Annotated in this window: 26 protein-coding genes and 3 pseudogenes; 17 read left to right on the top strand and 12 right to left on the bottom strand. The window is 59.5% G+C overall.

Annotated features, from left to right (window positions below; all coding sequences use genetic code 11):
- A pseudogene (locus tag AB4Y32_RS37810) lies at positions 1-293 on the bottom strand (IS110 family transposase); the annotation flags it as partial.
- A gap of 86 nt (positions 294-379) precedes the next feature.
- Positions 380-580 (bottom strand): annotated as a pseudogene (locus tag AB4Y32_RS37805) (hypothetical protein); the annotation flags it as partial.
- Positions 581-1,011: 431 nt separating this feature from the next.
- Here AB4Y32_RS37805 and AB4Y32_RS37800 point away from each other — a divergent pair.
- Both AB4Y32_RS37800 and AB4Y32_RS37795 read left to right on the top strand, forming a co-directional pair.
- Positions 1,012-1,272, top strand: a complete 261-nt coding sequence (locus tag AB4Y32_RS37800) for a hypothetical protein (protein ID WP_368726168.1) — start codon at positions 1,012-1,014, stop codon at positions 1,270-1,272.
- Positions 1,273-1,364: 92 nt separating this feature from the next.
- Positions 1,365-1,850, top strand: coding sequence for a hypothetical protein (locus tag AB4Y32_RS37795; RefSeq protein ID WP_368726167.1), 486 nt, complete (start codon positions 1,365-1,367; stop codon positions 1,848-1,850).
- Between the two features lie 188 nt (positions 1,851-2,038).
- On the opposite strand, the pseudogene AB4Y32_RS37790 reads toward AB4Y32_RS37795, so the two are convergent.
- Positions 2,039-2,273: pseudogene (locus tag AB4Y32_RS37790) on the bottom strand (IS5/IS1182 family transposase); the annotation flags it as partial.
- A gap of 213 nt (positions 2,274-2,486) precedes the next feature.
- Entirely contained in the window at positions 2,487-2,720 is a 234-nt protein-coding gene (locus AB4Y32_RS37785) for a hypothetical protein (protein WP_342943272.1), read from the bottom strand.
- 370 nt (positions 2,721-3,090) lie between these two features.
- Here AB4Y32_RS37785 and AB4Y32_RS37780 point away from each other — a divergent pair, with 370 nt between their 5' ends.
- From AB4Y32_RS37780 to AB4Y32_RS37770, 3 genes are all read left to right on the top strand, one after another.
- Positions 3,091-4,650: a diguanylate cyclase gene (locus tag AB4Y32_RS37780; protein WP_368726166.1), complete on the top strand. Its 1,560-nt coding sequence runs from the start codon at positions 3,091-3,093 to the stop codon at positions 4,648-4,650.
- Positions 4,651-4,947: 297 nt separating this feature from the next.
- A complete protein-coding gene (locus tag AB4Y32_RS37775) occupies positions 4,948-5,184 on the top strand; it encodes a type II toxin-antitoxin system ParD family antitoxin (RefSeq protein ID WP_368726165.1) in 237 nt (78 codons plus the stop codon).
- Positions 5,181-5,519, top strand: a complete 339-nt coding sequence (locus AB4Y32_RS37770; RefSeq protein WP_368726164.1) for a type II toxin-antitoxin system RelE/ParE family toxin — start codon at positions 5,181-5,183, stop codon at positions 5,517-5,519. Before AB4Y32_RS37775 ends, AB4Y32_RS37770 begins: the two co-directional genes overlap by 4 nt.
- Before the next feature lie 385 nt (positions 5,520-5,904).
- Here AB4Y32_RS37770 and AB4Y32_RS37765 read toward each other — a convergent pair whose 3' ends face one another.
- Complete coding sequence (locus AB4Y32_RS37765) at positions 5,905-6,180, bottom strand: HU family DNA-binding protein (RefSeq protein ID WP_368726163.1); 276 nt, start codon at positions 6,178-6,180, stop codon at positions 5,905-5,907.
- A 388-nt stretch (positions 6,181-6,568) separates the two neighbouring features.
- Between AB4Y32_RS37765 and AB4Y32_RS37760 the strand changes: the two genes are divergently transcribed.
- The 3 genes from AB4Y32_RS37760 to AB4Y32_RS37750 are packed head-to-tail and all read left to right on the top strand — an operon-like array spanning position 6,569 to position 7,928.
- Positions 6,569-6,901, top strand: coding sequence for a hypothetical protein (locus AB4Y32_RS37760; protein WP_368726162.1), 333 nt, complete (start codon positions 6,569-6,571; stop codon positions 6,899-6,901).
- A 4-nt stretch (positions 6,902-6,905) separates the two neighbouring features.
- The gene (locus tag AB4Y32_RS37755) at positions 6,906-7,283 is read left to right on the top strand and encodes a hypothetical protein (RefSeq protein ID WP_368726161.1); all 378 of its coding nucleotides are present in this window, start codon (positions 6,906-6,908) and stop codon (positions 7,281-7,283) included.
- Positions 7,284-7,310: 27 nt separating this feature from the next.
- Complete coding sequence (locus tag AB4Y32_RS37750) at positions 7,311-7,928, top strand: hypothetical protein (protein WP_368726160.1); 618 nt, start codon at positions 7,311-7,313, stop codon at positions 7,926-7,928.
- Positions 7,929-8,017: 89 nt separating this feature from the next.
- Here the strand turns inward: AB4Y32_RS37750 and AB4Y32_RS37745 are convergent, their stop codons facing one another.
- Entirely contained in the window at positions 8,018-8,452 is a 435-nt protein-coding gene (locus AB4Y32_RS37745; protein ID WP_368726159.1) for a hypothetical protein, read from the bottom strand.
- A gap of 188 nt (positions 8,453-8,640) precedes the next feature.
- Here AB4Y32_RS37745 and AB4Y32_RS37740 point away from each other — a divergent pair, with 188 nt between their 5' ends.
- The 3 genes from AB4Y32_RS37740 (at position 8,641) to AB4Y32_RS37730 (ending at position 10,383) form a co-directional block, all read left to right on the top strand.
- Positions 8,641-9,582: a tyrosine-type recombinase/integrase gene (locus tag AB4Y32_RS37740; RefSeq protein ID WP_368726158.1), complete on the top strand. Its 942-nt coding sequence runs from the start codon at positions 8,641-8,643 to the stop codon at positions 9,580-9,582.
- 94 nt (positions 9,583-9,676) lie between these two features.
- On the top strand, positions 9,677-10,132 hold the full coding sequence (locus tag AB4Y32_RS37735; protein WP_028366918.1) for a hypothetical protein: 456 nt from the start codon (positions 9,677-9,679) through the stop codon (positions 10,130-10,132).
- Positions 10,129-10,383 (top strand): hypothetical protein, encoded by a 255-nt coding sequence (locus AB4Y32_RS37730; protein WP_368726157.1) that lies wholly within the window; start codon positions 10,129-10,131, stop codon positions 10,381-10,383. The genes AB4Y32_RS37735 and AB4Y32_RS37730 overlap by 4 nt, the downstream gene beginning before the upstream one ends.
- Here AB4Y32_RS37730 and AB4Y32_RS37725 read toward each other — a convergent pair.
- From AB4Y32_RS37725 to AB4Y32_RS37715, 3 genes are read right to left on the bottom strand one after another with little or no spacing between them, the layout of a single operon-like run.
- On the bottom strand, positions 10,380-10,868 hold the full coding sequence (locus tag AB4Y32_RS37725; protein ID WP_368726156.1) for a hypothetical protein: 489 nt from the start codon (positions 10,866-10,868) through the stop codon (positions 10,380-10,382). The genes AB4Y32_RS37730 and AB4Y32_RS37725 overlap by 4 nt on opposite strands.
- Complete coding sequence (locus tag AB4Y32_RS37720) at positions 10,837-11,166, bottom strand: STAS-like domain-containing protein (RefSeq protein ID WP_368726155.1); 330 nt, start codon at positions 11,164-11,166, stop codon at positions 10,837-10,839. The genes AB4Y32_RS37725 and AB4Y32_RS37720 overlap by 32 nt, the downstream gene beginning before the upstream one ends.
- Positions 11,153-12,289, bottom strand: coding sequence for a hypothetical protein (locus AB4Y32_RS37715; protein WP_368726154.1), 1,137 nt, complete (start codon positions 12,287-12,289; stop codon positions 11,153-11,155). Before AB4Y32_RS37715 ends, AB4Y32_RS37720 begins: the two co-directional genes overlap by 14 nt.
- A 267-nt stretch (positions 12,290-12,556) precedes the next feature.
- Between AB4Y32_RS37715 and imuA the strand changes: the two genes are divergently transcribed.
- From imuA to AB4Y32_RS37690, 5 genes are read left to right on the top strand one after another with little or no spacing between them, the layout of a single operon-like run.
- Positions 12,557-13,264 (top strand): translesion DNA synthesis-associated protein ImuA, encoded by a 708-nt coding sequence (gene imuA / locus AB4Y32_RS37710; RefSeq protein ID WP_368726153.1) that lies wholly within the window; start codon positions 12,557-12,559, stop codon positions 13,262-13,264.
- A complete protein-coding gene (locus tag AB4Y32_RS37705) occupies positions 13,194-14,666 on the top strand; it encodes a DNA polymerase Y family protein (RefSeq protein WP_368726152.1) in 1,473 nt (490 codons plus the stop codon). Before imuA ends, AB4Y32_RS37705 begins: the two co-directional genes overlap by 71 nt.
- Before the next feature lie 3 nt (positions 14,667-14,669).
- Complete coding sequence (locus AB4Y32_RS37700) at positions 14,670-17,825, top strand: error-prone DNA polymerase (RefSeq protein ID WP_368726151.1); 3,156 nt, start codon at positions 14,670-14,672, stop codon at positions 17,823-17,825.
- A gap of 22 nt (positions 17,826-17,847) precedes the next feature.
- Complete coding sequence (locus tag AB4Y32_RS37695; protein ID WP_368726150.1) at positions 17,848-18,147, top strand: DUF2471 family protein; 300 nt, start codon at positions 17,848-17,850, stop codon at positions 18,145-18,147.
- Positions 18,148-18,193: 46 nt separating this feature from the next.
- On the top strand, positions 18,194-18,688 hold the full coding sequence (locus AB4Y32_RS37690) for a hypothetical protein (RefSeq protein WP_368726149.1): 495 nt from the start codon (positions 18,194-18,196) through the stop codon (positions 18,686-18,688).
- A 1,364-nt stretch (positions 18,689-20,052) separates the two neighbouring features.
- Here the strand turns inward: AB4Y32_RS37690 and AB4Y32_RS37685 are convergent.
- Together AB4Y32_RS37685 and AB4Y32_RS37680 are read right to left on the bottom strand one after the other, a co-directional pair.
- The gene (locus AB4Y32_RS37685; RefSeq protein ID WP_167330908.1) at positions 20,053-20,208 is read right to left on the bottom strand and encodes a hypothetical protein; all 156 of its coding nucleotides are present in this window, start codon (positions 20,206-20,208) and stop codon (positions 20,053-20,055) included.
- A gap of 867 nt (positions 20,209-21,075) precedes the next feature.
- Positions 21,076-21,270 carry a hypothetical protein gene (locus AB4Y32_RS37680; RefSeq protein ID WP_368726148.1) on the bottom strand — a complete coding sequence of 65 codons (195 nt, stop codon included), beginning with the start codon at positions 21,268-21,270 and terminating at the stop codon, positions 21,076-21,078.
- Between AB4Y32_RS37680 and AB4Y32_RS37675 the strand changes: the two genes are divergently transcribed.
- Positions 21,269-22,957, top strand: coding sequence for a hypothetical protein (locus AB4Y32_RS37675; protein ID WP_368726147.1), 1,689 nt, complete (start codon positions 21,269-21,271; stop codon positions 22,955-22,957). The genes AB4Y32_RS37680 and AB4Y32_RS37675 overlap by 2 nt on opposite strands.
- An 876-nt stretch (positions 22,958-23,833) precedes the next feature.
- Here the strand turns inward: AB4Y32_RS37675 and AB4Y32_RS37670 are convergent.
- Complete coding sequence (locus AB4Y32_RS37670; RefSeq protein WP_368726146.1) at positions 23,834-24,370, bottom strand: hypothetical protein; 537 nt, start codon at positions 24,368-24,370, stop codon at positions 23,834-23,836.
- Between the last annotated feature and the right edge of the window lie 407 nt (positions 24,371-24,777).

Here is a 24,777-nt window from a genome sequence, read left to right as displayed (position 1 = left end):
AGGTTCGTGATCTGATGTGCTTCCAGGCAGCGGTGCAGCCAGAAGCCGTCACGCCCGGCTTCATAGCAGCTGCGCACCGGGGCATCGGTGGCCAGATGACAGCGCGCTTTGGCCTTTGCAATCGCCGTGAAGACTGCGGCCGTATCGCCAGCGGCCACTGTGCAGCGGCTCGGCGAGCGCACCCCATCGCCGAGCGAGAGCTTCCAGCTCTTGTCACCCAGTTCAAAGGCGACATACAGCGATCCGGTGATGGTTGTATCCTGCCCGTGAAGGGCCGTGCGAGGCGCATTCATTTGCGTACTCCTCTCGGGGAAAACGGGTGTCGGAATCCTCGTTTTACTCCAGGAGGCTTACTTCCGCGGCCCTTCCATAGTATCTAGTAGATCCATGGCACATAAGCGCGTTTGCGCAATTGCGTGACCAGCGAAGCCGCAAGCAGCGACAACGTGATGGCAATCGTGGTGGTGGTGCCGAGCCCGACATGGACGGCAAGATAGTCGGCACCTGTTTCACCGACCGTCGTGGACAGGATCTTGATCGTCCAGAATGCGGCCGTAACTTCAGGCACCTTGTTTTGCATTGGTGTGACGTGCGCGTCAGACATTCTCCCCACTCCTTTGTTCAAAGGCGTTGATTTACCGCGTTCGGCTTCATTGAGTCCAATATGAAGTCCGTTCTGTTGCGCCATACTATGACGGCGCGAACCTTATCGAATGCTTACGTTGAGTGTGCGTTTGATGCGTGGTCTGATTGACGTAGCGCGAAAGTCGTTGTTCGCCGATGCATGGTGCCCGACGTCCCGGCTATGGGCGGGCAATAAACATTCGATGTGTGTAAGGTGGTGTGAGCGTAATCCGCAACGCGAATGGTCGGGTATTCAGACGAGAACCCGTCAAACATTAAGGTTGCCTTAACCGGATGGGGATTTCTGAAAAATATAGTTCTCAAGTGATCCGGTCAGTTTGCCGATAGACCTGCTGCCGAAATACGGCGTAACTTTTGGAGAGAACCATGTCAATCCAGGCAGTCGGCCAGAACTCGACCCAGTCTGTCACCACACCTCCATCACAATCTGCAGGGGGTACACCCTCAACCAGTAAGACGACGTCGACGTCTTCCCCTTCCTCGTATACCGTCAGTATCAGCGGCGCGGCGCGTGCGGCGTTGCTTGAAGCCACCGAGACGTCGGTTCAAACCGCGCAGGAAGCGAATCGCGGTGACCTTCAGGCAAAGCGGCTTCTGGCAAAGGAACAGGCGTCAAAAGCGCTCTAGTCTGCGCCTGATCCGGACTGCGTCACAGCGCCATATTCGTTCGTAGTACCAGCGGAAGCGCTCGGGAAAGGTCCAGAGACTTCCGCAGCACCTTGACCCTGACCGGCCTCGTCCCATTGTTCGGCACGATGGCGCATTCTTCGTTTAGGCGCATGACGACGAACTGGATGCGTTCGAGACATTGCCCGTGCCAGACGTTGATCGCCAGCGCCTGTGCAAAGTTGTCGAATGGCGAAAGCTATCTCTCGCCACGCGAACAGGCTTTCTACGATCGCCTGCTACAGGATTTGCCTGATGTTCAGGATGACACTGCCGCGCAGAAGAAGATCGGGGGTGCATGCAGGGCGGCAGGGCAATCGGTTGATGCGGAAATTATCGAGCAACTTCTGCTTTGGCACGGCGGTCCTCGTAGCAATGCCCGAGTCATTCACGCTGTGGACAACGGCAACAGGCTCGTGCAGGAAGCCGGCGCGACAATGAGCGAAGCGCCGCAAAGCGTCGGCCGTGTGATGCTTTGGCGCGGTCTCCAAGTAGAACGGGCCCGCGGAAGGGAAAGACCGGGCCGTGGAATGTGGTGACCGCCGAGGTGTCGTTCGCGGTCGTCGCTGGAAGCGTGCGCTTCCACGCCATCTTCGTCGGACTTCGGTGTCGTCTCGCTTTCGTGTGTCGTCGCTGATGCCATCAACGAGTACGTCGATACGCAGTTCGCCGGCAACGACGCGGTCCATATCGGCAAGAATCATGGACACGATCGAATGTGTCGCTACTTGTCGCGGTCGTAATCTCGAACACCATAGACGCGTTCAGGGCGGCTCAGAGGTCGCTCACGCATTTCGCCCACCGGTACGATGGCCTCAATCAGCGAAGCCAGTTGCGTCACCTCGTTAAGAATTGCGCCAGTCAGGATTGCCGCGATTGGCGTTCCGTGGGCGTCGTGTGGCGAGGTGGTGCCTGGATCCGGGTCGCGCTCGATCAGTGGGGTTTGGGCCAGTTTTTCGCCCGCCCGACCCGGTCGCCTCGGTGCAATGAGTTGACTGCATTGGGCTGCTTGCACTATGGGAAATAAGCCTGACAGAGATGGTGGTTCCAGGCGCCGGTGATAGCCGCGTTAGCTTCCGCAGGCGGCTATCTCGTGATCTGAAGGCCGCGTAATGGAGACTTCCTGATCCATCCGCTGCCATCGCAATTCGAGAGCACCTCGTCCTCGGTAAGCACTATTTAGCGACTGGCGTCTCTACCAATGTTCCGATCAGGCGCAGCAGTTCGGTATGTTCCGGCCCTTTGCCATCTCGAACAAGGAAGTCACCAACTGAAATGTCGGACGGGCGGCCACCTGAGGAAAGGTTCGGCTCATGGCGGACAAACACCAGGCCAGAGTCGTAGTCGTGGACGAGCGACCAACGGTCTCCGTTCGCACTCCTGTAAAGCTCTCGCGCCTTCTGAGTCATGGGCTCCTCCTAATTCGCGGCTGAACATTCTGAACATACAACAGCAGCGCGCCGGCTGCACTGCGTGACGCACGGCGGCCCGGACGTACCGATTCTTCATTCATCTCGCTCACTGGTGCTCAATGCAGCGAATTGAGGCAGGAATGGCAGGGAGTTCGCGGTTTTGACGGCGCGCGCCGATTCAGCGACACTCTCCGGCGGCTGCGGTCGACCACGTCATTGACCGTCGCGCTCCCTGAACGGGCCCGATATTCAGGAACCTGGTCGCCGGCCGCACCGACAATTTTTTTGATACATTGCCGACCGGGCCCGCAGCCATTGAAGGACAGGCCGGCACTGAAGCCAGACGGGCTGGCCGGCTGGACCATCAATGTCGTCGACGCATGGCCGGTTTCTGTCAAAAAACATCAAGAAGGCAAAGCGCGTGATTCCGGTCCACTCCCTGTCTGGCCGCCTGCTGGCACGCCTTGGTTCACCCCGTGCGGTGATTGGCGGCGCTCTGGTGATCGCGTTCGCCATGCTGACAGTGTGTGCGGTGCTCCTGTATGACGGGCGGCAGGACGCCCTCGAGCACGCCCTCGACGCGTCACGCAATACGCTGTTAGTCATCGAGCGGGACATCCTGCGCAACGTTGAACTCTATGACCTGTCGCTGCAGGCCGTTGTCGATGGCGTCGGACAGCCAGAGGTGATGGCACTGCCGGCGCGGTTACGCAATGCGCTACTGTTCGACCGCGCCACCACCGCGAAGGATCTCGGTTCCATGCTGGTCCTGGACGCGGCCGGAAACGTGCTGATCGATTCCCGTTCCGAGGTGCCGTCCCACGTGAATCTGGCCGACCGGCGCTATTTCACGGTGCATCGGGACAACCCGGCCGCGGGTCTCTATGTCAGTGCCCCGCTGGTGTCGCGGATCCGCAAGGGCGACCCGATCATCGTGTTAAGCCGGCGCATCAACAATCCCGACGGTTCCTTTCGGGGCGTGGCGGTCGGCACCCTGAAGCTCGAATACTTCCGCAGGCTGCAGTCGGGGCTGAAGCTCGGGCCCCACGGCACGATGGCGCTGATCCATACGGACGGGCACCTGATCATGCGTGCACCCTACAACCTGCAGGTCATCGGGCGAGACCTGACGGGCACCGGACCGTTCTCGAAAATGATGGCCCAGCCCGAGGGCTCGTTTGAGGACCGGGCCTCCATTGATGGCATCCGCCGCGTCTATGAATTCCGCCACCTGCCGGGCCTGCCTCTGATTGTCGAGGTCGCACCAGCCGAACCGGACATCTACGCCGCCTGGCGGGAGCGGGCAATCCGGCTCGGCTCGCTCATGGCAGCGTTTGCCCTGAGCTTTGTCGGCGTATCCGTGCTGCTCGCCTCGTCACTGTCGCGCAGGGCGAAAGCAGAACTGATGCTGACGATGCTCTCGCGCACCGACAGCCTGACCGGCCTGAACAACCGCCGCGCGCTCGACGAGTTGCTGGATCATGAATGGCGCCGGGCCAGGCGCCTGGGCGGGTCGCTGTCGATCCTCTTTGTCGATATCGATCACTTCAAGCTCTACAACGACACCTATGGTCACCAGGCGGGGGACGACGCGCTCGCCACGGTGGCCCGTTGCATCTCCGAAAACATCCGGCGCCCGGGTGACAGCGCGGCCCGCTATGGCGGTGAGGAATTCGTGATTGTGCTGCCACATACGGACGCAGCGGGCGCGCTGGCGGTCGCCGAAGCGATCCGCAAGGCCGTGGCGCGGCTGGGTATTGAACACACGCCAGCCGCCCTGGGGCATGTCACGGTGAGCATTGGCGCCGCGACCTGGCGGGGGCAGGTCGCCGATACCGTGGCGTCAGTCATCCGGGCCGCCGACGACGCGCTGTACAGCGCGAAGGCCGGCGGGCGGAACAAGACCTTCGGCACAATTCTCGCCTGACGTCAGGGCCGCACCATGGTCCGACACCTGAGCGCCATGTGAACAATTGACGCCCGGGCCGCACCTGATGGCGATCTCTTCCTATCACATGACACCTTGGTGAAAGTTGTGCACAGAAAAAGTGGAAGAGCCTGTGGATAATCTGTCCGGGAACCCTGCAAACGTTTGATTGCACGCGGGATTGCTCCGATGCATCACGATATGACAACGGACACCGTCCATAGGCTGCACATGCGATTCAAAGGCTACCGTCGGTGCAGTTTGGCAAAATTTGCCAAGAGTGATAGAGTGGTTTGCATGAGCACGATGAACATTTCCCTGCCGGATTCGCTGAAGGACTACGTCGATGAACAGGTCGGCGAGGGCGGCTACGGCACGAACAGCGAGTACGTCCGCGAACTGATCCGAAAGGACCAGGATCGCAAGCGTCTGCGCGCGATGATCTTGCAGGGCGCGACGTCCGGCCTCGCAACGCCTGTCGACGCCAGCTACTTCGAATCGTTGCGCGCTCGCGTGCGTACTTCTCGCAAATGACGGCCAAGCCCGTCATCCCGACACGGCTGGCCAGGCAGGACGTAGAGGACGAGGTGACGCACTACCTCGTGGACGAAGGCTCGGAGCAGGCAGCGCTCGGATTCATCGCGGAGATCGAGCAGGCATACGAGCGTCTTTCCAGGCACCCCAACATCGGGTCTCCGCGTTACGCGTACGAGCTGGACATCCCGGGCCTGCGTTCGTGGCCGCTTGATTGCTATCCGCACTTGATCTTCTACATCGAGCGCAAGGCTCATGTCGAGGTCTGGCGCATGCTCAACGGCAAGCGTGATATTCCGGCGTGGCTGGAGAGCAATGACGGTGAGATCCATTGACACAGTCCGCACGGCACCAGGCCCCGCGCCAGCTTCCAATCCCGGTAGTCTTGGACCGCGTCCATGGCTGTGAGGGGATGAACCGAAGGAATACTAAGCGTCGTATCTGTGTCAATAGACAAAAATCTATTACGACCATTGATGCACGTAATATCACGTTGATATCCTAACTATTTGACATAAACCGAATTATCAATCTTTGGTAGGAATGCGTATAGAGGTCGCTGGACGCATCGAAGCAACTTGACAAATATTGACTGGATCAGCGATCCGATGGCTCGAAACAACCGCCGTGAGTCAACCGGCGCCGCGTTGCCTCAGCAAAGACCCTCGCCTGGCTGGCAACGCGGCGTGAGACGCTCCGGAAATCGGACCCGGCTGAGCGTTAGGCGTTAACCGCGTCCTTGAACGCCTTCCCGGCGGTGAACTTGACGGTTTTCGCTGCGGCGATAGTGATGGTTTCGCCCGTTGCAGGATTGCGGCCGGTGCGCTCAGCCCGGGCTCCCGTCGAAAACGAGCCGAAGCCAACGAGCTGCACGGTCTCGCCACGCGTGAGGGCTGCCGTGACGGCCGCGATAATCGCGTCCAGTGCCTCGCCCGTGCTCGACTTGCTTTCGCCCGTGCTGGCTGCGACTGCGTCGATCAGTTCCTGCTTGTTCATCTACAAACTCCCTTTGTCCAATGTCCGCCCCTTGCGGACAAGCGCACACCCTAACGCATGGGCAGGGATCAAGGCAACCGGCACGATGGGCGCGACTGGTCGCAAGAGATTTCTCTTCTGTCAGCCCTTCTTTTGCCAAGTAGAGTTGGGCGGACCTAGCGGAATGACCGAATCACTGTGCATCGTCATCTGATTGAGCATGGCTAAACGCGATCAATGAATGCGAAAGGGGCCGACACAGGCCACACCGATAAAAGAAAGATGGCGGGGCGACGTCTACGCTCATCGAGTTTCGTGGCGACATTTTTCGAAAACGTCTTGATACAATGCCGCCGTTCAAATCGCTCCTGAGCAGCGCAACGGCAGCACAGAGAACTAGGAAAAGCAAATGAAGCAACAGTTCGAAATCTGCGGCGATAATACGTTCACTTTCCGAAGTGGTGGATATAACGCGTTCCTGAGGCCTGTGCGCGGAGAATCAGACTGGAAGCTTGACTGGACTTGGAGCATCAAAAAAGTTGCGCTGACCAGAATCCACGTCATCGACGGCAAATCACGCGTTGAGCCTCGGATAGTGACTGTTTCCGAAGGGTGCGCGGATTCCGCGGCCGACGCGCAACGGGATATCCTCGCATGTTTGGTGCGATTGTCTGACTCGGATGCAGGAAGCGAGAGCGTGCTGGATCATGTCGATGACGGACACGCGGCCGACAGGAGTTGATTGCATGGCGAGTTCAGGCGAACTGTTCGAGCAGGATTTTGAGACGTGGACACCGGCTCAGGCCAAGTCGTTCTTTCGCGCCGGGATGGTAGATGATTTCTTCGCTACTAATTTTGGCGACGATCAGTGGGTGCTTACTCTGCTCGTCGTCGGTCGGCAAGGTCGCCAGATGCAGATCCAGTTGCGCACCGCTCGCGAACTCGATACTCACAAGGTGCGTCACTTCAAGACTCTCGATGCCGCCGTCAGAGCAGCTGGCGAGATAGGCTTCGATGTTCGTACGATCGGGACTGCTCGAATTGCCCAACGCTCGTCACAGCGGCCCGGCAAGGCCGCGCGGGTCACGCCGGAACATCGCCGCATGCTGCCGGACGCTGACTAAGCGCAGGTATCAGCCCCCTACAATTCAATGTCGAATATGCAACGTATAAAGTCGTCAGAAATCGCCGGCACCTGTGCCGCCTTGCTTTTAAGTTTTTCGCTAGCCGCCTGTGACGGCAAGTCGTCGCCAACGAAAGAGAACTACGCGAAGGCCGTGCAGACCTACTTCGACGGCAAGGACGCGGTGTGCATGTTGGTCGGCGCAGTGCCGTTCGATGCAGCCGAACATTCGAGTGAGGCGCTGTTTGCCGAGCCGCTCGTGAAAACCGGTCTTCTCACCAAAGAATCGACCCATGTGCAGGATGACGGCTCGGCGCACATGCTACTCCCTGGCTTCCACTATGCGCTGACCGACGAAGGAAAAAAAGCTTACCGTCGAGCAGATCCAGCAAAGAACTCGAAAATTTGTGGGGGCAAAGCCAAGCTTCTCGCAATCACCTTCGCGTCGTCGGCCGAAAACCCTCACGTGGGCGACAGGGTTAATATCAAGTATGAGGCGAAGCTTGTTGATCGGCCGCGTTGGGACGATGAGGCAGTGCTTCGAACACTGCACCCCGATCTGATTGAGACAGAAAACGATCAGTACCACAGCGAGCTATACGTCGAACTGACAAACGACGGCTGGGTTGTGAACCCCTCGCGGTAGTTCCTACGTCCGGAACATCTGTTCCGCTAATGCGTTGGACTCGCTGCGACAACGATTTCATTGTCCACTGGCTTGCCGCCAATCGCCCTTTATGCCCCCTCGTATCCACGCCCGCTGATGCGTGAGATGACCGAGCTAGTCTGAGCGGCTGCCAGTTCGGCCCGCAGGTCTGCCCACCTGGCGATCAACGTTGGATCTGGCGTCAGGAAGAGCGGCCGCGTTGTCCAACCGACGACATGGCCGCCGTTCCATTGCGTCTCGAAGATGCGCATGTCTTCGTCCTCGCTCACGCCCGCGTTCACGAGATCGTCAAACGACTCGAGGTTGAACAGTTCAAGCTCGTCCTGATGGATGCCCGATATCAACGATATCGCCGAGCAGAAAAATCGCCGCGCATCCTCGCGCGTCGCGCACAGCGCGAACGCGTCGACAATTCCATCAGGCGTCTGCCACATCATTCGGTAAAGCAGCTTGCGGCACCGCTGTGATAGCTCGCTCATAGAGGTCTCATGTTTCTGGCGCACCACCGCGCCTTGACATTGCGTGGCGATCTGTACGATAGGCCGCATATGCCTTTCTCGGCAATGCCCGCAGATGAATAACCGTCTCCCCTCACCCGCCTTGCAGCGACCCCATGCCCTTGATGGCGGGGTTTTGGCGAAGCGGCAGCTTCGTTATGATGGGGAGCGCGCCAATTCAGTATATACATTTTATGAATGCAGACCTGTGGCGGTCCGATCCCGAAACAGCCTACGCTGAATGGCAGCATGCAGAAGCCACCGGTGCGGACAGGCGGGCGTTTGCCGAGCGCTCCATCGTTCAGCACCGCGCGATGTTTGCGCGCTTCCATCGCTATCTGACAAGCCACGGCGTCGCGGTGACGGAGTTCGGCACTGACCATATCGACGGCTTTTTCACCGATCTGGATCGCGACTGCGCGCCGGGAACATCGACGCGCCTGCGCTACCTCAAACTGCTAGACCGGCTCTCGCGCCACCTCTCTATGCTCGGCCTGCGCACCGACAATCCGGCCGCAAGCCTGCTTCCGCAAGAACACTGGCCGGAAGACGAGCCGGTGCCGGTTTTCCTGTGGCCGGATGAGGACGCGCGGTTGCAGGAACTTTGCCGCGCAGTGGACTTCGAGTCGTTCAAGGAGATGCGCAACCGTGCAATCGTCGCTGCGCTGCTTGGCACCGGCATCACTGCCGCTGAACTGACCGCGCTCACCGTTGGCGATCTTGAAGTAGGCACGCGACCCAGCGTGTTCGTTAAAAAACGCGGGCCACGTATCGCGCGCCGCGTGCCCATTGACGCGTTCGCAGTGGATCTGCTCCGTGCCTACGCGAAGGCGCGTACGGGACAGTCCATCAGCGATGGTCTGTTGTTCATCGCGACGGCGAGCGGGAAGTCGATGAAGCCAGGCACCCTCGGACAGTGTGTGCAGGCGGCACTGCGACTCGTCGGCGCGACGGCCGACGACGAGAGCCCGCGACTGCTACGCAACACGTATGGACGCAGGCACCTGCTGGAAGGCAAGACCAACGAACAGGTGAGCAACCTGTTGGGCCTGTCGAGCCGCAGGACGGCTACGCGGTTACGGGAAACCATCCTTGACCCCCGCGATGATGACGACCGGACTGCCGACACTGCCTAGCTGTCGCGCGATCCGTCGCCTTGACTTTGGCCAGCGACGCGTAGCCTGGTGAGTGAGCCGTACACGGGTGCGGCCACACATACGGGTTTCAGTCATGATCTACAAAAGCGCCTTCAGAGACATCATCTATCCAGCGCAGAACCGGGAGCCGCGCGCCACGCGCTACCGCATCGTGCTCGCAAAGGCCTCGCGACTTGTGCGCGCGTTTGTTCATCTCGTTGCTGATGAGCCGACCCAGCCGGAAAGCACAGACCTTCCCACGGCAATCGACGTGATCCTGAACAGGATCATCGACGGCGAACTGACGGGCGTGCGTCACGACTGCATCCGGCTCGTGGTTCAAAGCGGCGCGCAATTGACCGACTACCCCATCACCTATAACGCGCTGGAGTTGAAGAGCCACGGCGGTCGCGCACCGCGCCCCCCGGGCACCTCCGACCAGCCGATCCACATCCGCTCTATCGACGTGGTTGGCGGCTCGGTCGCGTTTTACGTCGACCGCGACGGCGGAAAGCCTGCAAGCGACGTTGTTGCGAGAATGCTGCGATGAACAGCCCCCGGCTTCCTCAATACGCCGTGGGTCGGTGGGAATCGCTGTGGGCGAGCGATCCGTATATGTCGCACCGGATCCTCATCGATCTTTCGGCGCGAAAAGTGATCGCCGGGCGCTACGTCTCCGACTGGGGCAACACGGGCGCGCAAATCTTCGCCGCAGGTATCTTGACGGTCAAATCAAACGACGGCGAATCACTCACGACGCTCCGATCTTCTTCATTTTTCCCTTGCGTCGCTTCGTTTTAGCGGAGAGGGTAGCGGCTCCGATAGCCGTCTTCTAGGGTGGCGATAAATCGATTCGCCCCGCGGCTGACCTCGAGCATGAGCTGACGGCGCTCTGCGGCCGACGGCAGCGGAGTATCCGGCCCAATCGTCACCTTGTTGGTCATGAGGCGACGAAAAAGCACGAGTTGCCTCGTAATGTCGCCCAGGTTAGGAAGGGGCAGGTTACTCACGTCGATTCGCTGAACGGCGAAGTATGTGGACCAATACAGCGCGACGTTCGCTTCGTCTTGACTGAGAAAGTTCACCCCGTTGGTTTCGGCCTCTCGAATGAGCTCCTCAACCGCGTCAACATGTTCGCGCAGTTCCTTACGAGCATCTCGTCTATCATTTTGGTTGCTGCTGACTCGCCAGCCGACAAACACGATAATCCAGGTAACAGCATAAGCTCCCGCCTGAATCCCAAGTTTCCACCATTCAATGTTGTTCAGCGGTTCGTTTTGCGGCATCTCTCATGTAGTCGTTTATTTCGATGACGTATGACGGGTCGGTCGAGTGAAATTGAATCCTGCGCTTCGCCTCTTGCTCGCTCAAGTGCAGCTTCCGCACGATGCCACCGAAAGCTTCTTCGAGAAACGATGAGCCGTAGCCATCGGTTCCGTCAAGATCGATCTGGACGACGTCATGCTCTTTTAGGGCGGGCTCAAGCAACGTGTCGCGGAACCGTTCGCCACTATCCGGGCCGTCGCTGTAGAAGCGCCCGACGGGCACTTCAGAAAATTGTCTTGCAACGCTAATGCTTTTCATCTCGACCTTCCTCAAGGAATGGCAGGATTGCCTTGAGTGGGACTGTCCACTCGATGAACGTTCCGTTGATGCTGTCATCATAGGCATGGAGTCTCTCACTACCGCCCTCTGTATATGTGTATTCGCCATGGTTGCTCAAGATCCTCAAACGGCCACTGCCGCAAGCTTGGATCAGCTTTTTTAGATCGTTGAGACCCTTTCCCCGGTTGTCTTGTCCCATTCTAGAGCGGCCGACTTCCATTGCTGCCTTGATCATCTGCCCGTCGGTTGGTTTAACTATCCCCAGCAGCGAAAGCGACTTCGACAGCACCTCATTAATCAGTTCCATCGGGTGCTTCTTCGGCAGGCTTCGTGGAATACCGATACCTTGGTCAACGATCATGACCTTAAGTTCGGACCGTAGCTTATTAATATGACCAAGCATCCACCACCCCTTGGGTATTACATGGATTTTGCCCCGCAACGACTCATCTGGGTAGGCATGCTGCGACACATTTGTCATCGCTTCCGACAAGCTCCGGAAGAATGAGGTTTTCGCCTCCTGTGCCACCTGGACGTCCAGTGGCCCCAGCAGCTTCAGGCGAAGCTCGCGTGCAAGGTGACCGTCGGCCTCCGAACCCGACACAACCTTTATATATTCCATCGGATACGTTCTTTCTTCCCCATCGAGGCGAGAGTTTACGTGTAACGCCTCGAAGAATCCGGAGTCTCGCATCTGGCCATGAAGCTTCTTGTCCTTGGGGTAGGTGCCGGTCAGCATTTTTGGACCAGCCAATCTGCGACACCGATCAATTTCCGCGACCAGTAACAAAACCGCCCCGGAACTGATCTTCTTGGTGTGCGTGAAATCGAGAACCGTGCTGCGGCGGCGTTTGAAGCAGTTTTCCCGGCAGGTTCGAGCGACTGCCAAAGTAGCCTCCCGATTTTGGCCGAGGTCAAGGGTCGCCGGTACAGGGACAATTTCTCGCTGCTGCTTCGGATCAAACGCTCCGCGCAACGAGGGCGCGCGCGAAGCGGCGCGCTTCTCGCCTAGGTAGGATAGTCGCCGGGCTCGCTCGTCGGCCGTGCGGCGCGCCCCGATGCGTTGCACGATTTTCTGCCGCGCTGCTTGTGGTCTTCTCATAGTTTCTGTTGTTATGGGCCGTACTGACCTCAGCAACCCATTTTAAGCCCTTTTGTTACCGGACCACGACCGAGAGTCGCGACTAAGTTTCTACGTAGAAAAAAGAGAATCCTGGTGCGCGAGACTTCCGCAGCAAAGCGATTTTCAGTTTGACCGACGAGGGTAAGAAACCGACGCCGAGCGTTCCGTTCGGGTGTCCGTGCCCGCTTTTACCGCCGTCCGCTTCCAGCTATACTGTTTATATATACAGTACTTTAAGGGGGAGCGATGAGCGCCGTACTGCTACCCGAGGCGATCCACCCGGACCTCTGGAAGGGCAACCAGCTTGCCCACGCCGCCTCAAGGGTCATTCCTTGCGGCGACGAAGCCCTTGCGGCCGAACTGCCGGGCGGTGGTTGGCCGCGCGGCGCGCTGACCGATCTGCTCGTCCAGCAGACCGGCTGCGGCGAACTGCGTCTGCTGCGACCCGCCTTCGAGCGCCTTGGGTTGAAGCCGGTTGTGCTCCTGCAGCCGCCGCACAACATCCAGCCGACCGCGTTTGCCTGGTGGGGGCTCGATCCATCCGGTCTGCTGACGGTGAAAGCGCCGAAGACGGCCGATGCGCTGTGGGCCGCCGAGCAGATTCTGCGTGCGGGCACCTGTGGCGCGCTCGTATTCTGGCAACAGCACGTACGGCCCGAAGCGGTACGCCGATTGCATCTGGCCGCGCAGACGTCCGAGTCGCTCTTTTTCATGGTGCGGCCGCTGGCGACGACGCGAGACGCCTCGCCTGCCCCGCTACGGCTCGCGATCCGCGCGGCAAAAGGCGGCGTCGATGTCCAGTTTCTGAAGCGCCGTGGCCCCGCCCGCGATGAACCGTTGTTCGTCGCCCTGACGCCCTCCGCGATCCTTAACGTAAAACGCAATGCAACTGTGGATAGGCGTCCATCTCCCTTTGTTGTGCCTCGAAGTGTTCCGGCCGAAGTGGTCGCATGAGCCCGATGACGGCGCAGGCCTTGCCGTGCTCGAAAAAGAGCGCGTCATTGCCGCTGACCCCTGCGCGCGCGCGGCCGGGGTCTGCATCGGCATGCGGCGCGGCGGCGTCCTGACGCTTGCTCCGGCGACCGTCATGCAGGAGCGCGACTGTGCGGCCGAAGTCAACGCGGTGCGGGAGATCGCGACCGGACTGCTGAACCTGTCACCGCAGGTCGTGATTGCCGAGGAAAGCACAGTGCTCGTCGACGTGTCAGCAAGTCTGCGGCTCTTTGGCGGCATTCGGTCGATGCGTCGCATGGCGCGCCGGGTCGCCTACGCAATGGGTGTAACGGCCACGATCAGCGTCGCACCCACCGGTCAGGCGGCATGGCTGCTCGCGCGGTACCGCGGTAGCGTCGCGCTGTCGCACGCTTCGCTCTCGCGCGCCCTCGCCGGACTGCCGGTCAGCCTGCCGACGCCCGCCCGACGTCATCTCGACTGGCTGACGGGCATCGGCTGCGAGACGGTCGGCCAGCTGATGCGCCTGCCCCGTGCGGGACTGAAAAAACGCTGCGGCACGGCACTCCTCGATGTGCTGGACCGCGCCAACGGAGTGGCACCCGAAGTGTACGAATGGTATGAAACGCCGCCGACTTTCCAGGCGCGCGTCGAACTGCCCGATCGCATCGAGCACGCAGAAGCGTGTCTCTTTGCGGCCCGCCGGCTCATTGTCCAGCTAACGGGCTGGCTGTCGCAGAAGCAACTTGCCGTCACGCGCATCGCGCTGCTGCTCGAACATGAGCGCGGGCGCGATTCGATCGCCCCGACAACGATCGAGGTGGCGCTCGCCGAGCCGACGTGGCGCGAAGACCATCTGATGCGCCTGTTGAAAGAACGGCTGGGCCGCGCCGAACTCGCCGCGGCCGTCATTGCGTTGCAGCTCGTCGTGCAGGAAGTGAAGGAGGCAGAGCCCGCGTCGGACTCGTTGTTTCCGGAGCCGGGCGGCACCGCTGCCGATCACGCGCGACTGCTTGAACTGCTGGTCGCCCGCCTGGGCGCGGAGAACGTGCTGAAGCCCGCGCCCGTTGCCGACCACCGCCCGGAAGTCGCCGCGCGCTGGGTGCCGGTTACGGACAAGACGAAATACGTCGCGCCGGCGACGGACACGCCCCGCCCCGCCTGGCTGCTGGAGTCGCCTATCAAGCTGCTGATGCGCGGCGAGAGACCGTTTTACGGCTCGCCACTGCGCACGGTGTCATCCGGCGAGCGTGTCGAGGCGGGCTGGTTCCAGGGCGAGCCGGTAACGCGCGACTACTTCGTTGCCGAGGCCGACGACCACATCTCCTACTGGATCTATCGCGAGCGGATTGGCGCGGTCGACGAAGACGAGCCGCGCTGGTACCTGCATGGTCTGTTCGGATAAGTCATGCTGCCCGCTTCGTTCGGCCTGCCCGGCTATGCCGAGTTGCAGTGCGCTTCCAACTTCACCTTCCTGCAGGGTGCTTCGCATGCCGAGGAACTGGCGACGCGCGCGGCGCAGCTTGGGTACGAGGCGATTGCAATCACCGACGAATGCTCGCTCGCGGGCATCGTGCGCGCGCACGTCGCGGCAAAGGAAGCGGGCGTCAAACTGCTCGTTGGCGCGCACTTCCGCGTCACGAACGCGGACGGCTCACCCGCCCTCGCCTTCACCGCGATCGTCCAGAACCGCGATGGCTACGGCAACCTGTCCGAACTGATTACGCTCGCCCGCACACGCACGGCCAAGGGCACGTATGTCGTGTATCCGCACGATCTCGATCATCCCGATCCGCCGTACACGCATCTGCGCGCGCTACCCGACTGTCTGATCATCCTGACGCCCGATTTTCCGGCGAAGGACGCGCGCCTCGACGCGCAGGCACAATGGGCGGCGCAGACGTTCGGCACCGATCGCTGCTGGATGGGACTGACCCTGCACGCTCGCGCGCTCGATGACCTGCATCGCAATGCCGTCTACGACGTCGCAGAAAGGCACGGACTGAACGTGGTCGCCACCGGCCAGGTGCTGATGCATGTGCGCTCACGGAAGCCACTGCAGGACACACTGACGGCAATCCGCCTCAACCGGCCCGTGACCGAATGCGGGTTCGAGCTGGCGCCGAACGCCGAGCAGCATCTCCGCTCGCGGTTGCGGCTGGCCAACGTTTATCCGCCGGACGCGCTCGCGCAGACGCTGAGCATCGCGTCGCGCTGCACGTTTAAACTCGACGAGCTTCGTTACGAGTATCCCGACGAACTCGTGCCGCCCGGCATCACCCCAACCGCGTACCTGCGGCGCGAAACCTATCTTGGGGCACATCGCCGGTACCCGCGCGGCATCCCGCACAACGTGCAGACGCAGATCGAGCACGAACTGTCACTGATCGCGGACCTGAAGTATGAGCCGTATTTCCTGACGGTATACGACATCGTCCGTTTCGCGCGCAACGAAGGCATCCTCTGTCAGGGGCGCGGCTCGGCTGCGAACTCGGCCATCTGCTACTGCCTCGGGATCACCGAGGTGGACCCTGCTCGCGGCACTCTGTTGTTCGAACGGTTCATCTCGAAAGAGCGGGCCGCAGCCGGGGACGTGCCCGACATCGACACCGACTTCGAGCACCAGCGGCGCGAGGAAGTGATCCAGTACATCTACAGGAAGTACACGCGCACGCGCGCGGCACTGGCGGCTGCCGTCACAACCTACCGCCCACGATCGGCGATTCGCGATTCGGGCAAGGCGCTCGGCATTGACCCGGTGATTGTTGATCGCGTCGCGAAGGAGCATCACTGGTTTGATTCGAGCGCTGACCTGATGCGTCGCTTCGTTGATAGCGGACTGGACCCGGAGACGCCGATCATCCAGCAGTGGGCGACGCTCGCCGCGACGCTGCTCGGCTTTCCGCGTCACCTGTCGCAGCACGTGGGCGGCTTCGTAATCGCACGCGGCAAGCTTTCGCGGCTTGTACCAGTCGAGAACGCTTCGATGCCGGATCGTACCGTGATCCAGTGGGACAAGGACGACCTCGAAGCGCTAGGCCTGCTGAAAATCGACGTGCTCGCGCTCGGCATGCTGTCGGCGATCCGCCGCACGCTCGAACTCGTCTCGCAGCAGCGCGGCGAGCCGTTCGAGATGCAGGACATCCCCGCCGAGGATGAGGCGACATACGACATGATCTGCGCGGCCGATACCGTCGGCGTGTTCCAGATCGAGTCGCGCGCACAGATGAGCATGCTGCCGCGCCTTAAGCCGCGCGAGTTCTACGATCTCGTTATCGAAGTCGCTATTGTTCGACCAGGACCTGTGCAAGGGGGTATGGTTCATCCGTACCTTCGCCGTCGGCAGGGACTGGAACCCGTCAGCTACCCGAGTCCCGACGTCGAACAGGCGCTCAAGCGCACGCTTGGCGTGCCGATCTTCCAGGAGCAGGTGATGCAGGTTGCGATGCTCGCGGCAGGCTTCAGTGCTGGCGAGGCGGATCAGTTGCGCCGTGCGATGGCCGCATGGAAGCGCAAGGGTGGCCTCCAGCACTATCACGACCGCATCGTTGAAGGGATGCTCCAGCGCGGTTACGACCGCGAGTTTGCCGAATCGATCTTCGCGCAGATCCAGGGCTTCGGCGAATACGGTTTTCCCGAGAGCCACGCGGCGAGCTTCGCGCTGCTTGTGTACGCGAGCTGCTGGCTGAAACGCCACGAGCCAGCCGCGTTCCTGTGCGCCATGCTCAACAGCCAGCCAATGGGCTTCTATTCACCGTCGCAACTGGTTCAGGATGCGAAGCGTCACGGCGTCGGCGTGCTGCCCGTTGACGTGACTGTCAGTGACTGGGATTCAACGATGGAAGGCGACGGGAGCATGGCGCCTGTGCGTCTCGGCATGTCCATGATCCGCAGCATGCGCGAGGAAACAGCGCGGCGTATTGAAGCGGCGCGGGCGGTGAGGCCGTTCCGTGACGTCGCGGATCTCGCGAACCGCGCACAACTGGATCGCCATGACCTGCAGGTACTCGCGGCCGCAAACGCGATGAAGCCACTCGCGGGCGATCGGCGGCAGGCGCTATGGGAAGCCGTTGCAGCTGTTCCGGACAAGGATCTGTTGCGCGCCACGTCGCGCGGTGAGGAAGCGCCGGCGCTGTCGGCACCAACGGAAGGCCAGGACCTCATCGCCGACTACCGTTCGACCGGCCTGACGCTAGGCCGCCATCCCCTCGCGGTGCTGCGCAAGAAGCTGCTATCGATGCGCCTGATGCCCGCCGAAGCGCTCGCGCGCTATCGCGACGGACAGCTCGCGCGGGCCTGCGGGATCGTCACCGTACGCCAGCGCCCCGGCACGGCGAACGGCGTGATGTTCATGACGCTCGAGGACGAGACGGGGTCCGTCAACGTCATCGTCTGGCAGTCGGTGCTAGAACGGCAGCGGCGCGAAGCGCTCAGCTCGTCACTGCTTGCGGTCTACGGCGTATGGCAACGCCAGGGCGATGTGAAGCATCTCGTCGCCCAACGGCTCGTCGACGTCTCGCACCTGCTCGGCGAACTGCCGACGGCAAGCCGGAATTTTCACTGAACTCTACGGAGAAGAAAGATCGATGGAAAACTTCAATGTGCTGTTTGATGCGCAGGCCGCCGTCGAGGCGGTGCTCCCGGATGTAGTTGCGCGGCATCGCTCCAAAGGCGTCCTGACGTGGAAACTGATCCACCAGATTGAGGAAGAGGTGTTGTCCGCGGTCCGCGCGGAGGGACGGTTCAGCAATCACCTGCTGCAGATGATCTGCGCGCCGGCCGCCCTCTCCTACCCGAACGACGACCGGCCCGTTTCGTTCGAAGGCCATGACTTCGTGCCGATCGTCTTCTCGGCGATCGACCGTGCCTGGCGACTGGTACATTAGTGGAACGTCGAATGCTGCCCGCTCTTCATCACGAAGGAGGCACCCCATGTGTTACAACGATCCGGAGAAAGGCATTGCGCTGTTGCTCGAAGTAATGGGTGATCTGAAGAGCGTGCACGGCCACACAGCGTTGGATGATTTTGAGCACTTTTGCGCCTACTCAGGCCTGTCCGAGAAAGAGGCCGGCCGCCTTCCCTTCCTTTGGGCGAAATATGGCTATCTGTCGGCCTGGAGATCTGCCGAAGATAGCCAGCGGGACCTCGCCGTTGGCTCGCCAAGCCAGCACGACCAAGAGGCGGTCGAGGTCCCCGCATTCAGAATACAGCTGGGCATGCTGCTCCGTGATCAGCCGCCCGGAGTAACGGCGGAGCTCGATGATCTGTGCGTGGCGTGGTGGAACGGCAATGATATCGTCTTCGCCCATTTGCGCGACGACGACACCAGGAGAGTGGAAGAGGAGTTCGATCTAGACGATTGCGAGTGGCGAGAGCGCCGGGAGGCTTTCGAGGCATGGCTGAAGGATCCGAAGTACGGCTCGTGAGCCGAGGTACGAGAATGGGTGTCGAGACAACGCGATCGACGATAACGACGACGAGGCGCAGAGACAAACGTCGGCGGCGTCAGGCTTGACATGGCGCAGCATGCTGTAAAAAGGTGGGCGAATCCCCTTTTCAGCACTCCTCTCAAATGCGCCGACGCCAACCGAAGATTTACGCAACGCTCCGCCGCCGTTATTGCACTGAGGCTCTCATCAGCATGGGGTTTAAGTACACCAGTACGAGCGGCTCAACTCTCGTCAAGCTTGGCGCGTGCCGCACGCCCTACGCGACCGCATCGCGCGATGGCGAATTCTGGCGGGTGACGCCGCTTGTCGGGCCCCGCATCTGGCGACCGCGATGAGTCGTGGTCGCCTTCTAGCGCGCTTTCGTGCGCGACCTCCTCAACGCCTCCGATCGACCCGTTGCCGCCATCCGCCGTCGGCAAGATTGTGTCCGCTCTTGCTGGGAAACCTGCCAGCCGTTCGTTAGGGGAAAGTCGTGTTGACGATGACTATGACGCGTCTGCTATAGGCTGTCTCGGGTGCGTATTCATTCGTAATGCGCTCAGCGCCACGGCCTCCGAATTGATTTTATCGATCGTGCGAAGCAGCTCCTTGAGCACGAGTGGCTTGGTAACCACCTCTTCAACTTTGCCTTTGAAATTCTGTGCGTCCTGCGGCCATACGAGCGCAATGATGCGTTGCCTTCCGATGGTCGTATCAAAGCTCTCCACGAACCACGCGGAGGCGCCGCGACAAATTCCGAAACGTCGATGTCGGAGCTACATGCCTTCTCCCATAACCCGTCACGTTAAGCAGAACGGCTAGAGATTCCCGGATCACCTTGTCACGGCCAATGATCACAATGGGCCCGACTATGGGTGGCGGCTTCGGTATCGCATGGGCACCTGCCAAGCGCAACTGCCACTGACAGCGCAGCCACTCCAACCGCGACCGCTCGTGACGGTGCTCCGCGCGCGGAAGCGCAGCGAGGGACATCGCTGGATCGTGCTCCAGGTGTTGCGGAGCTATGACGCAGAGGATCCGATTTGCGCCATGCGCGGCGCCTTCGATCGGCGTGTTAGCCGTTCCACGACTCGACGTTCAGGACGATCCGTGCAGCCCGCTGCACATCCCATGTGGATAGCGACGGGCTTTTCAATCGTGTGCGCTGGCGCTGTGGTGCACGCTCAGGGGGAGAAATGCAGACGTTCTTTCCGTGCAGCAATCCGGCGTGCGAGGAGGGATTGGAAACGCTCAAACATGAGTTTGGCACTGCCTGCCAGCAGTGCGCGTGGTACGCGGTACGGGGTGGCAACTGGCGCGAGAGCGCCGAGGACGACGACGCCTGTCTTTGACGGCGGGGATCAGCCGTTCAGTTGCGACTCGACGTTGAGGACGATCCGGGCGACCGGGTTGTTGTCGGCGGAATCCGGAGCGAACTTGATCTGGGCAAACGTGACAGCCGCCAAAGCGACGACGACGAGGGCAGCAGATGCGGCGATGCGGGGAATGTATTTCACAGGGACTTCCTTTTGAGGTGTAGGCAGAAACTGGCGAAGCTGACAGGGGGCCGAATCACTTCGGCGCCCTTCTGTCGACAACCGGCAAGGCCGCACACGGTGTCCGATCGCGCCTGGCGATCTAGACCGCACTGCAAAAATAGGGCGACCCAAACCCAGCCACTATAAAGGTTTTACCCATGTGTGCAGTGCGACATGCGGTCGCCAGTGGGTGCTTAATTCTTGAGCAGCGTTTCGTGATTGAAAGGTCTATGTAGGCCGTAATGAGCAGTGCGGGCTGCGCAATTAGCCTGGAGGTCTTGCCGGTTCCCGCCGGGAGCCCTACGTGGCGGGCTGGTGGTCGTCCGATTTCCCGTGCCGCCTGAATCAGCGGCAAAGTCTCACCACTGGCCTTCAATGGCGTTTGTGCGGCCCGTATAAAGCACGGACGCAAACGCGATCGAAGGTACTAGTTCAGGGCAGGAGGCCGGAGCACAGTAGCGCATCTCCATCGAATGACTGGACTCGGCGGCGTCTGGGTCGTTCGAAGCTGCATGGTGGCTGTCTCTAGGTGGCCGCCGTTAATTGCCAATCGATGTGCAATCAACGAAATCGTTGCGCGAGCGGCAACACGCGACCCACTACGGACAAACAATCTGATGACGGAGTAACGGCAGCTTCCGAGTCGCAGCGGTCGTTCCTCGGTTCCTCCTGTTGCCATGACGCGAAGCAGTTGGTCGTGTCGCTTTCGATTACGCCAGCGACGTTGCGCAAGCCGCTCCGGGGGCTCGCTCAACCGGCCCGCAGATGCTCACCAAGCGGCGAACGCGCAATTGGCGAGGAATTGTAATGCCATATCAACAGACCATAAGACGCGCTTCTAAGCTTCTAATGGCTGATCAGCACTCTGTTTTGGCGAATCGCTTTTGGGCAATAGTCTTCACTTCTTACCAGGGGTGGCTTCAGAATTCGGAAAAAATCGATGGCTTGATGCGGACTGGCGGCGATCGACCCACCGACCCGCAGCAGACATTCGAGCAGGTTCCGGTACGCGTTAGCTGCGCGCCGAACGAGGTCGATCATGAAAGCTCGATTCTTCCTTCTCGTCATCGCCGCATCAATCATACTTTCAGTCTCGAGCTGTGGCGGAGGCAACAGTGGCAGCGGTGGTCCGGGGAGTACGTCTGCCGGTTCCGCTTTGACCGTGTCGGTCAGCCCATCCGTGCCGCCTGTATCCGCCAGCAAGATAACAACGATCTCCTCATCGGGCGCGGAAGCTGCTCCCGGCAAGACTTTGCCGATGCAGGCAGACGGGACGATACCTTTCCTTGTTGGCAGCGATGAATCTGGTAACCCCTACTTGCTTGCAATAGGTAGTACTACTGGCGTACTCGATGCTGAAAGCACCGTGGTTGCCATGGTGCGTGTCTGTCTCGATCTGGTGCAGCTGCCTTCCGGACTAACCAGCGATCAGTTGGTACAAGCGATACATTCTTCATCCAGTTACCAAGCGCTGCTATCCGCTGCGGATAAGGACCTCGCGGCCGGCAACTCTCCGTTATCTGATACCACGACCGTAGACGCCGCATGGACCGTTGCCCAAGACGCAAGTGCATCAATCGGTAACACATCGAGTGGCGCAGTCGCTGCGGCTCAGACGACGACGGTCACTCTCCCGTTACCTTTCTATCTGCTCAACGGAATCGAACCTTTTAACAGGATCTGGCTAACTGATCTTGCCGGGAACAGTGTCAATACCAGCAACCAAACCTTCATAACGTGGCAAGTTGACACGAAGGATCCGACCGGAAAGGGGATCGATACTAAAAGCCTTCCACCGTTGCAAACGACTAGTGCGCAACTGATCGGAGCGTATAAGGGTAGTGCATCTGTGACACCAGTAAACGGAACCTCACCTAACTTCACGTTAGTCCTTTCGCAAAGCGCAAAAACCAGGCAAATAAATGGGATAACTGCATTTGTTAAGTACATGTTATTCACATACTCAAGCGTCGCTGGGCTCTATCCGAACCCAGACACAACAAGGTGTATAACGGCCGTCGCATCCTCAGTTTTCAACGATCAATTTCCGAATTTCGTTACGCAACCTGATGGAACGACCGCCGGAGCATATATTGCGAAACTCCTTCCAATCAGCGCCACCGGTGACGTGGTCTATCAGAAATTTTCGACATGCGGGCTCCTACCTTCTGTCAGTCAAATCTTTGGAAACGTTATTGGTTCCATTTGGAGAAGACTCCAATTTGCTCGCAATCTCGCCAACACAGTGGGTGCCGTCGCCCAGACTTTCTATTACTGGAATGAGAGTGACACTTTCCAAGTATGTAAGAACAACGGAAGCATCGTGAACTGTAGTCCGATTAATATTCAAATTGCATCATGTAAAGCGTTTGCAGACCCAATAACGACGACCACTATTAGCCTTACGATCGCCGTGACTGCGACGGGTCCTGTGGGTTCGAGACTGGTGCTGACCAATGATTTTGTTGGCGGCCCTAGTTGTTCTCGGTGGACCCTTAATCAAAATGGTGAATGCCAGCGCATGGTCGGACAGTCCGATACAAATATGTTGTACGAGAATTCGACTTTCGGCATTCTCTTTTTCACGAACCCCCCTTACACTATTCCTTCTTCGATTGGCGCTGCTTTGTACGACAGTACAGGAGCGTTGGTAGCAAATGCTACTTCACCCGTGATGAATTCATGTCCTTTGCCATCGCCCTGTGACCCAACGCGCATGCGTTGTTAGGTTTCGATAGCTTCTCACGACCGGCGCGCACTACAGGTCGCATCTAGCGCCCCGGTCCGTTTAACCCTGTGACCCCACGGGCAACTCTCAAGAGATCAGCGCTCACGGCGTCACAGGGTTAAACGCACCGACGCGAGCCTCGACCCCAATGTTCATCTGCTCAGATGCGTCAATATTTTTTGTTTTGCATTTCTAGGAAGCAGACTTTACGGGGAATTGCTGCACATGCGGAGGCATGAATAGCGATGGGCGGATGATGCGACGCGCATCGTCGCCGCTTGAACGGCAGTTGATGGGGGAAGTTGTCGCACGAATGTCTTGTGGTACCCCAGGCAAATGACGATTGATGGCCGGTCGGGGACATTCGCGCTGGTCTAGCCAATTCGCACCGGCAATCCGGTCAGTCTATCGATTTCGGTTCGCGAACCGGGCCGAAGCGACGCAATTAGCTAGCAAGTCGTTGATTCTCAAGGAACCGCAGTCTAGGGAATTCCGTTTCCCTGCAGAAGAAGTGCAGGTAAACGGAATTCGTGAGACTGGTGGCGAGTTCGTGAGACTGGAAAGACCGAATTGATGAGACTGCCGGGGATTGCCGTCCCGGCAAATCCGCGGCAGGCCGCTACGACAGCCAGCGCGGTGAGGTGTTCGCCGAACGCACGTCTCGGATGCCGGACCGACTCAAACCGACCATGAAGGGACGTTCGCGATGGGGCGCGTAGCGGCCCAAGACTGGCCAACTTCAGACGTTGCGGCGCAGGTCTGCATCGCAGGGGCTTGCTCGCCACACCCCTTCAGTTGCGAAGGAAGTCTGCGAAGACGCCCAAACACCTGCTCTCAATACCCCTTCACATGTTTGGGCGCCTATCCCGTACCCTTTCAGTCGCATGCCCCCTCTTGCTCCCACGTCATCGTCATGTCGATTTCAACCGCTTGAACTATGTCGAATACATCCTTGCCGGAATACACTTCCGGCAAATTGGCCCTGCCGACGAGGTAGCATTGATCGCGGATTATCGGCACGTTCTGGTAGATGATGCCCTGTGGGCCTCCCGACGCGTTTAAGAAAACCATCGACAACCGGCAATCGTGCGATCCGCGGTTGTTCTGTGTATGGTTGTATTGCGTGAAAGCCGCTTGCGCGCCTGTCCAAAAAAGCTGATTACCATCTACCGTTACCTGGTAGCGATTGACTGTGACTTTGATATCCGAAAGGGTCAGTCTTGGTTGGCCGTCTGGTTTCGAATACGTGTAATCAGGCACGGGAATCGTCTTGTTCTTTACCAGTTCGTAGCCACCGGGCAACGAAGGAACAGAACCAAAATCGTTCCCATCTTCCGCATATGCGCGAAGATCGGAAAGATGTATTGCAAACAATGGAATCGCAAACTTGGACCGACTTTCCGGTGTACTCATCTCATTCTCCTTTTGCTTGGCTGGATTGACACACGGATGAGAAGAAGCTTAGGAGAGCGCCTGACCGAAAGCCTTCGTTTTCCCTTTCAGTGGCGATTAAATTTTTGCTATGGATGAGCCCACCTTATAGCTGGTCGTTTTGGTTTTGTCCAAAGAAACACGTTGGCCTCAGACCTTCCGAAGAGGCGCATTCGAGAAGCCATCCGGTGAATAAATTGCGATCAGGGTTCGCGCTAATGAAGCCTGCTCTTGTCATATTGCAGGCGAAACCTGAGGCAAACATCACGACGTTGTTACTTTGCGGCAAGGCGCGCGGTCTCAGCTTTCCACGTCCCCTCTTCAAGAGAGATTTCTATACATTTTCCGTACGCAAGCCGTCTCGATGAGTGCGTCGCCAACAACTCTCT

Source organism: Paraburkholderia phymatum (assembly GCF_040965635.1).
Classification (GTDB): Bacteria; Pseudomonadota; Gammaproteobacteria; order Burkholderiales; family Burkholderiaceae; genus Paraburkholderia; species Paraburkholderia phymatum_B.
The sequence above is the reverse complement of the archived record's forward strand: the minus strand, read 5'-3'. Positions and strand labels throughout refer to the sequence as shown.

Coding starts and splice junctions, on each gene's coding strand:
- AB4Y32_RS37800 (WP_368726168.1), top strand. CDS start 1,012: ATGTCAATCCAGGCAGTCGGCCAGAACTCGACCCAGTCTGTCACCACA.
- AB4Y32_RS37785 (WP_342943272.1), bottom strand. CDS start 2,720: ATGACTCAGAAGGCGCGAGAGCTTTACAGGAGTGCGAACGGAGACCGT.
- AB4Y32_RS37780 (WP_368726166.1), top strand. CDS start 3,091: ATGTCGTCGACGCATGGCCGGTTTCTGTCAAAAAACATCAAGAAGGCA.
- AB4Y32_RS37775 (WP_368726165.1), top strand. CDS start 4,948: ATGAGCACGATGAACATTTCCCTGCCGGATTCGCTGAAGGACTACGTC.
- AB4Y32_RS37770 (WP_368726164.1), top strand. CDS start 5,181: ATGACGGCCAAGCCCGTCATCCCGACACGGCTGGCCAGGCAGGACGTA.
- AB4Y32_RS37765 (WP_368726163.1), bottom strand. CDS start 6,180: ATGAACAAGCAGGAACTGATCGACGCAGTCGCAGCCAGCACGGGCGAA.
- AB4Y32_RS37760 (WP_368726162.1), top strand. CDS start 6,569: ATGAAGCAACAGTTCGAAATCTGCGGCGATAATACGTTCACTTTCCGA.
- AB4Y32_RS37755 (WP_368726161.1), top strand. CDS start 6,906: ATGGCGAGTTCAGGCGAACTGTTCGAGCAGGATTTTGAGACGTGGACA.
- AB4Y32_RS37750 (WP_368726160.1), top strand. CDS start 7,311: ATGTCGAATATGCAACGTATAAAGTCGTCAGAAATCGCCGGCACCTGT.
- AB4Y32_RS37740 (WP_368726158.1), top strand. CDS start 8,641: ATGAATGCAGACCTGTGGCGGTCCGATCCCGAAACAGCCTACGCTGAA.
- AB4Y32_RS37735 (WP_028366918.1), top strand. CDS start 9,677: ATGATCTACAAAAGCGCCTTCAGAGACATCATCTATCCAGCGCAGAAC.
- AB4Y32_RS37730 (WP_368726157.1), top strand. CDS start 10,129: ATGAACAGCCCCCGGCTTCCTCAATACGCCGTGGGTCGGTGGGAATCG.
- AB4Y32_RS37725 (WP_368726156.1), bottom strand. CDS start 10,868: ATGCCGCAAAACGAACCGCTGAACAACATTGAATGGTGGAAACTTGGG.
- AB4Y32_RS37720 (WP_368726155.1), bottom strand. CDS start 11,166: ATGAAAAGCATTAGCGTTGCAAGACAATTTTCTGAAGTGCCCGTCGGG.
- AB4Y32_RS37715 (WP_368726154.1), bottom strand. CDS start 12,289: ATGAGAAGACCACAAGCAGCGCGGCAGAAAATCGTGCAACGCATCGGG.
- imuA (WP_368726153.1), top strand. CDS start 12,557: ATGAGCGCCGTACTGCTACCCGAGGCGATCCACCCGGACCTCTGGAAG.
- AB4Y32_RS37705 (WP_368726152.1), top strand. CDS start 13,194: ATGCAACTGTGGATAGGCGTCCATCTCCCTTTGTTGTGCCTCGAAGTG.
- AB4Y32_RS37700 (WP_368726151.1), top strand. CDS start 14,670: ATGCTGCCCGCTTCGTTCGGCCTGCCCGGCTATGCCGAGTTGCAGTGC.
- AB4Y32_RS37695 (WP_368726150.1), top strand. CDS start 17,848: ATGGAAAACTTCAATGTGCTGTTTGATGCGCAGGCCGCCGTCGAGGCG.
- AB4Y32_RS37690 (WP_368726149.1), top strand. CDS start 18,194: ATGTGTTACAACGATCCGGAGAAAGGCATTGCGCTGTTGCTCGAAGTA.
- AB4Y32_RS37675 (WP_368726147.1), top strand. CDS start 21,269: ATGAAAGCTCGATTCTTCCTTCTCGTCATCGCCGCATCAATCATACTT.
- AB4Y32_RS37680 (WP_368726148.1), bottom strand. CDS start 21,270: ATGATCGACCTCGTTCGGCGCGCAGCTAACGCGTACCGGAACCTGCTC.
- AB4Y32_RS37670 (WP_368726146.1), bottom strand. CDS start 24,370: ATGAGTACACCGGAAAGTCGGTCCAAGTTTGCGATTCCATTGTTTGCA.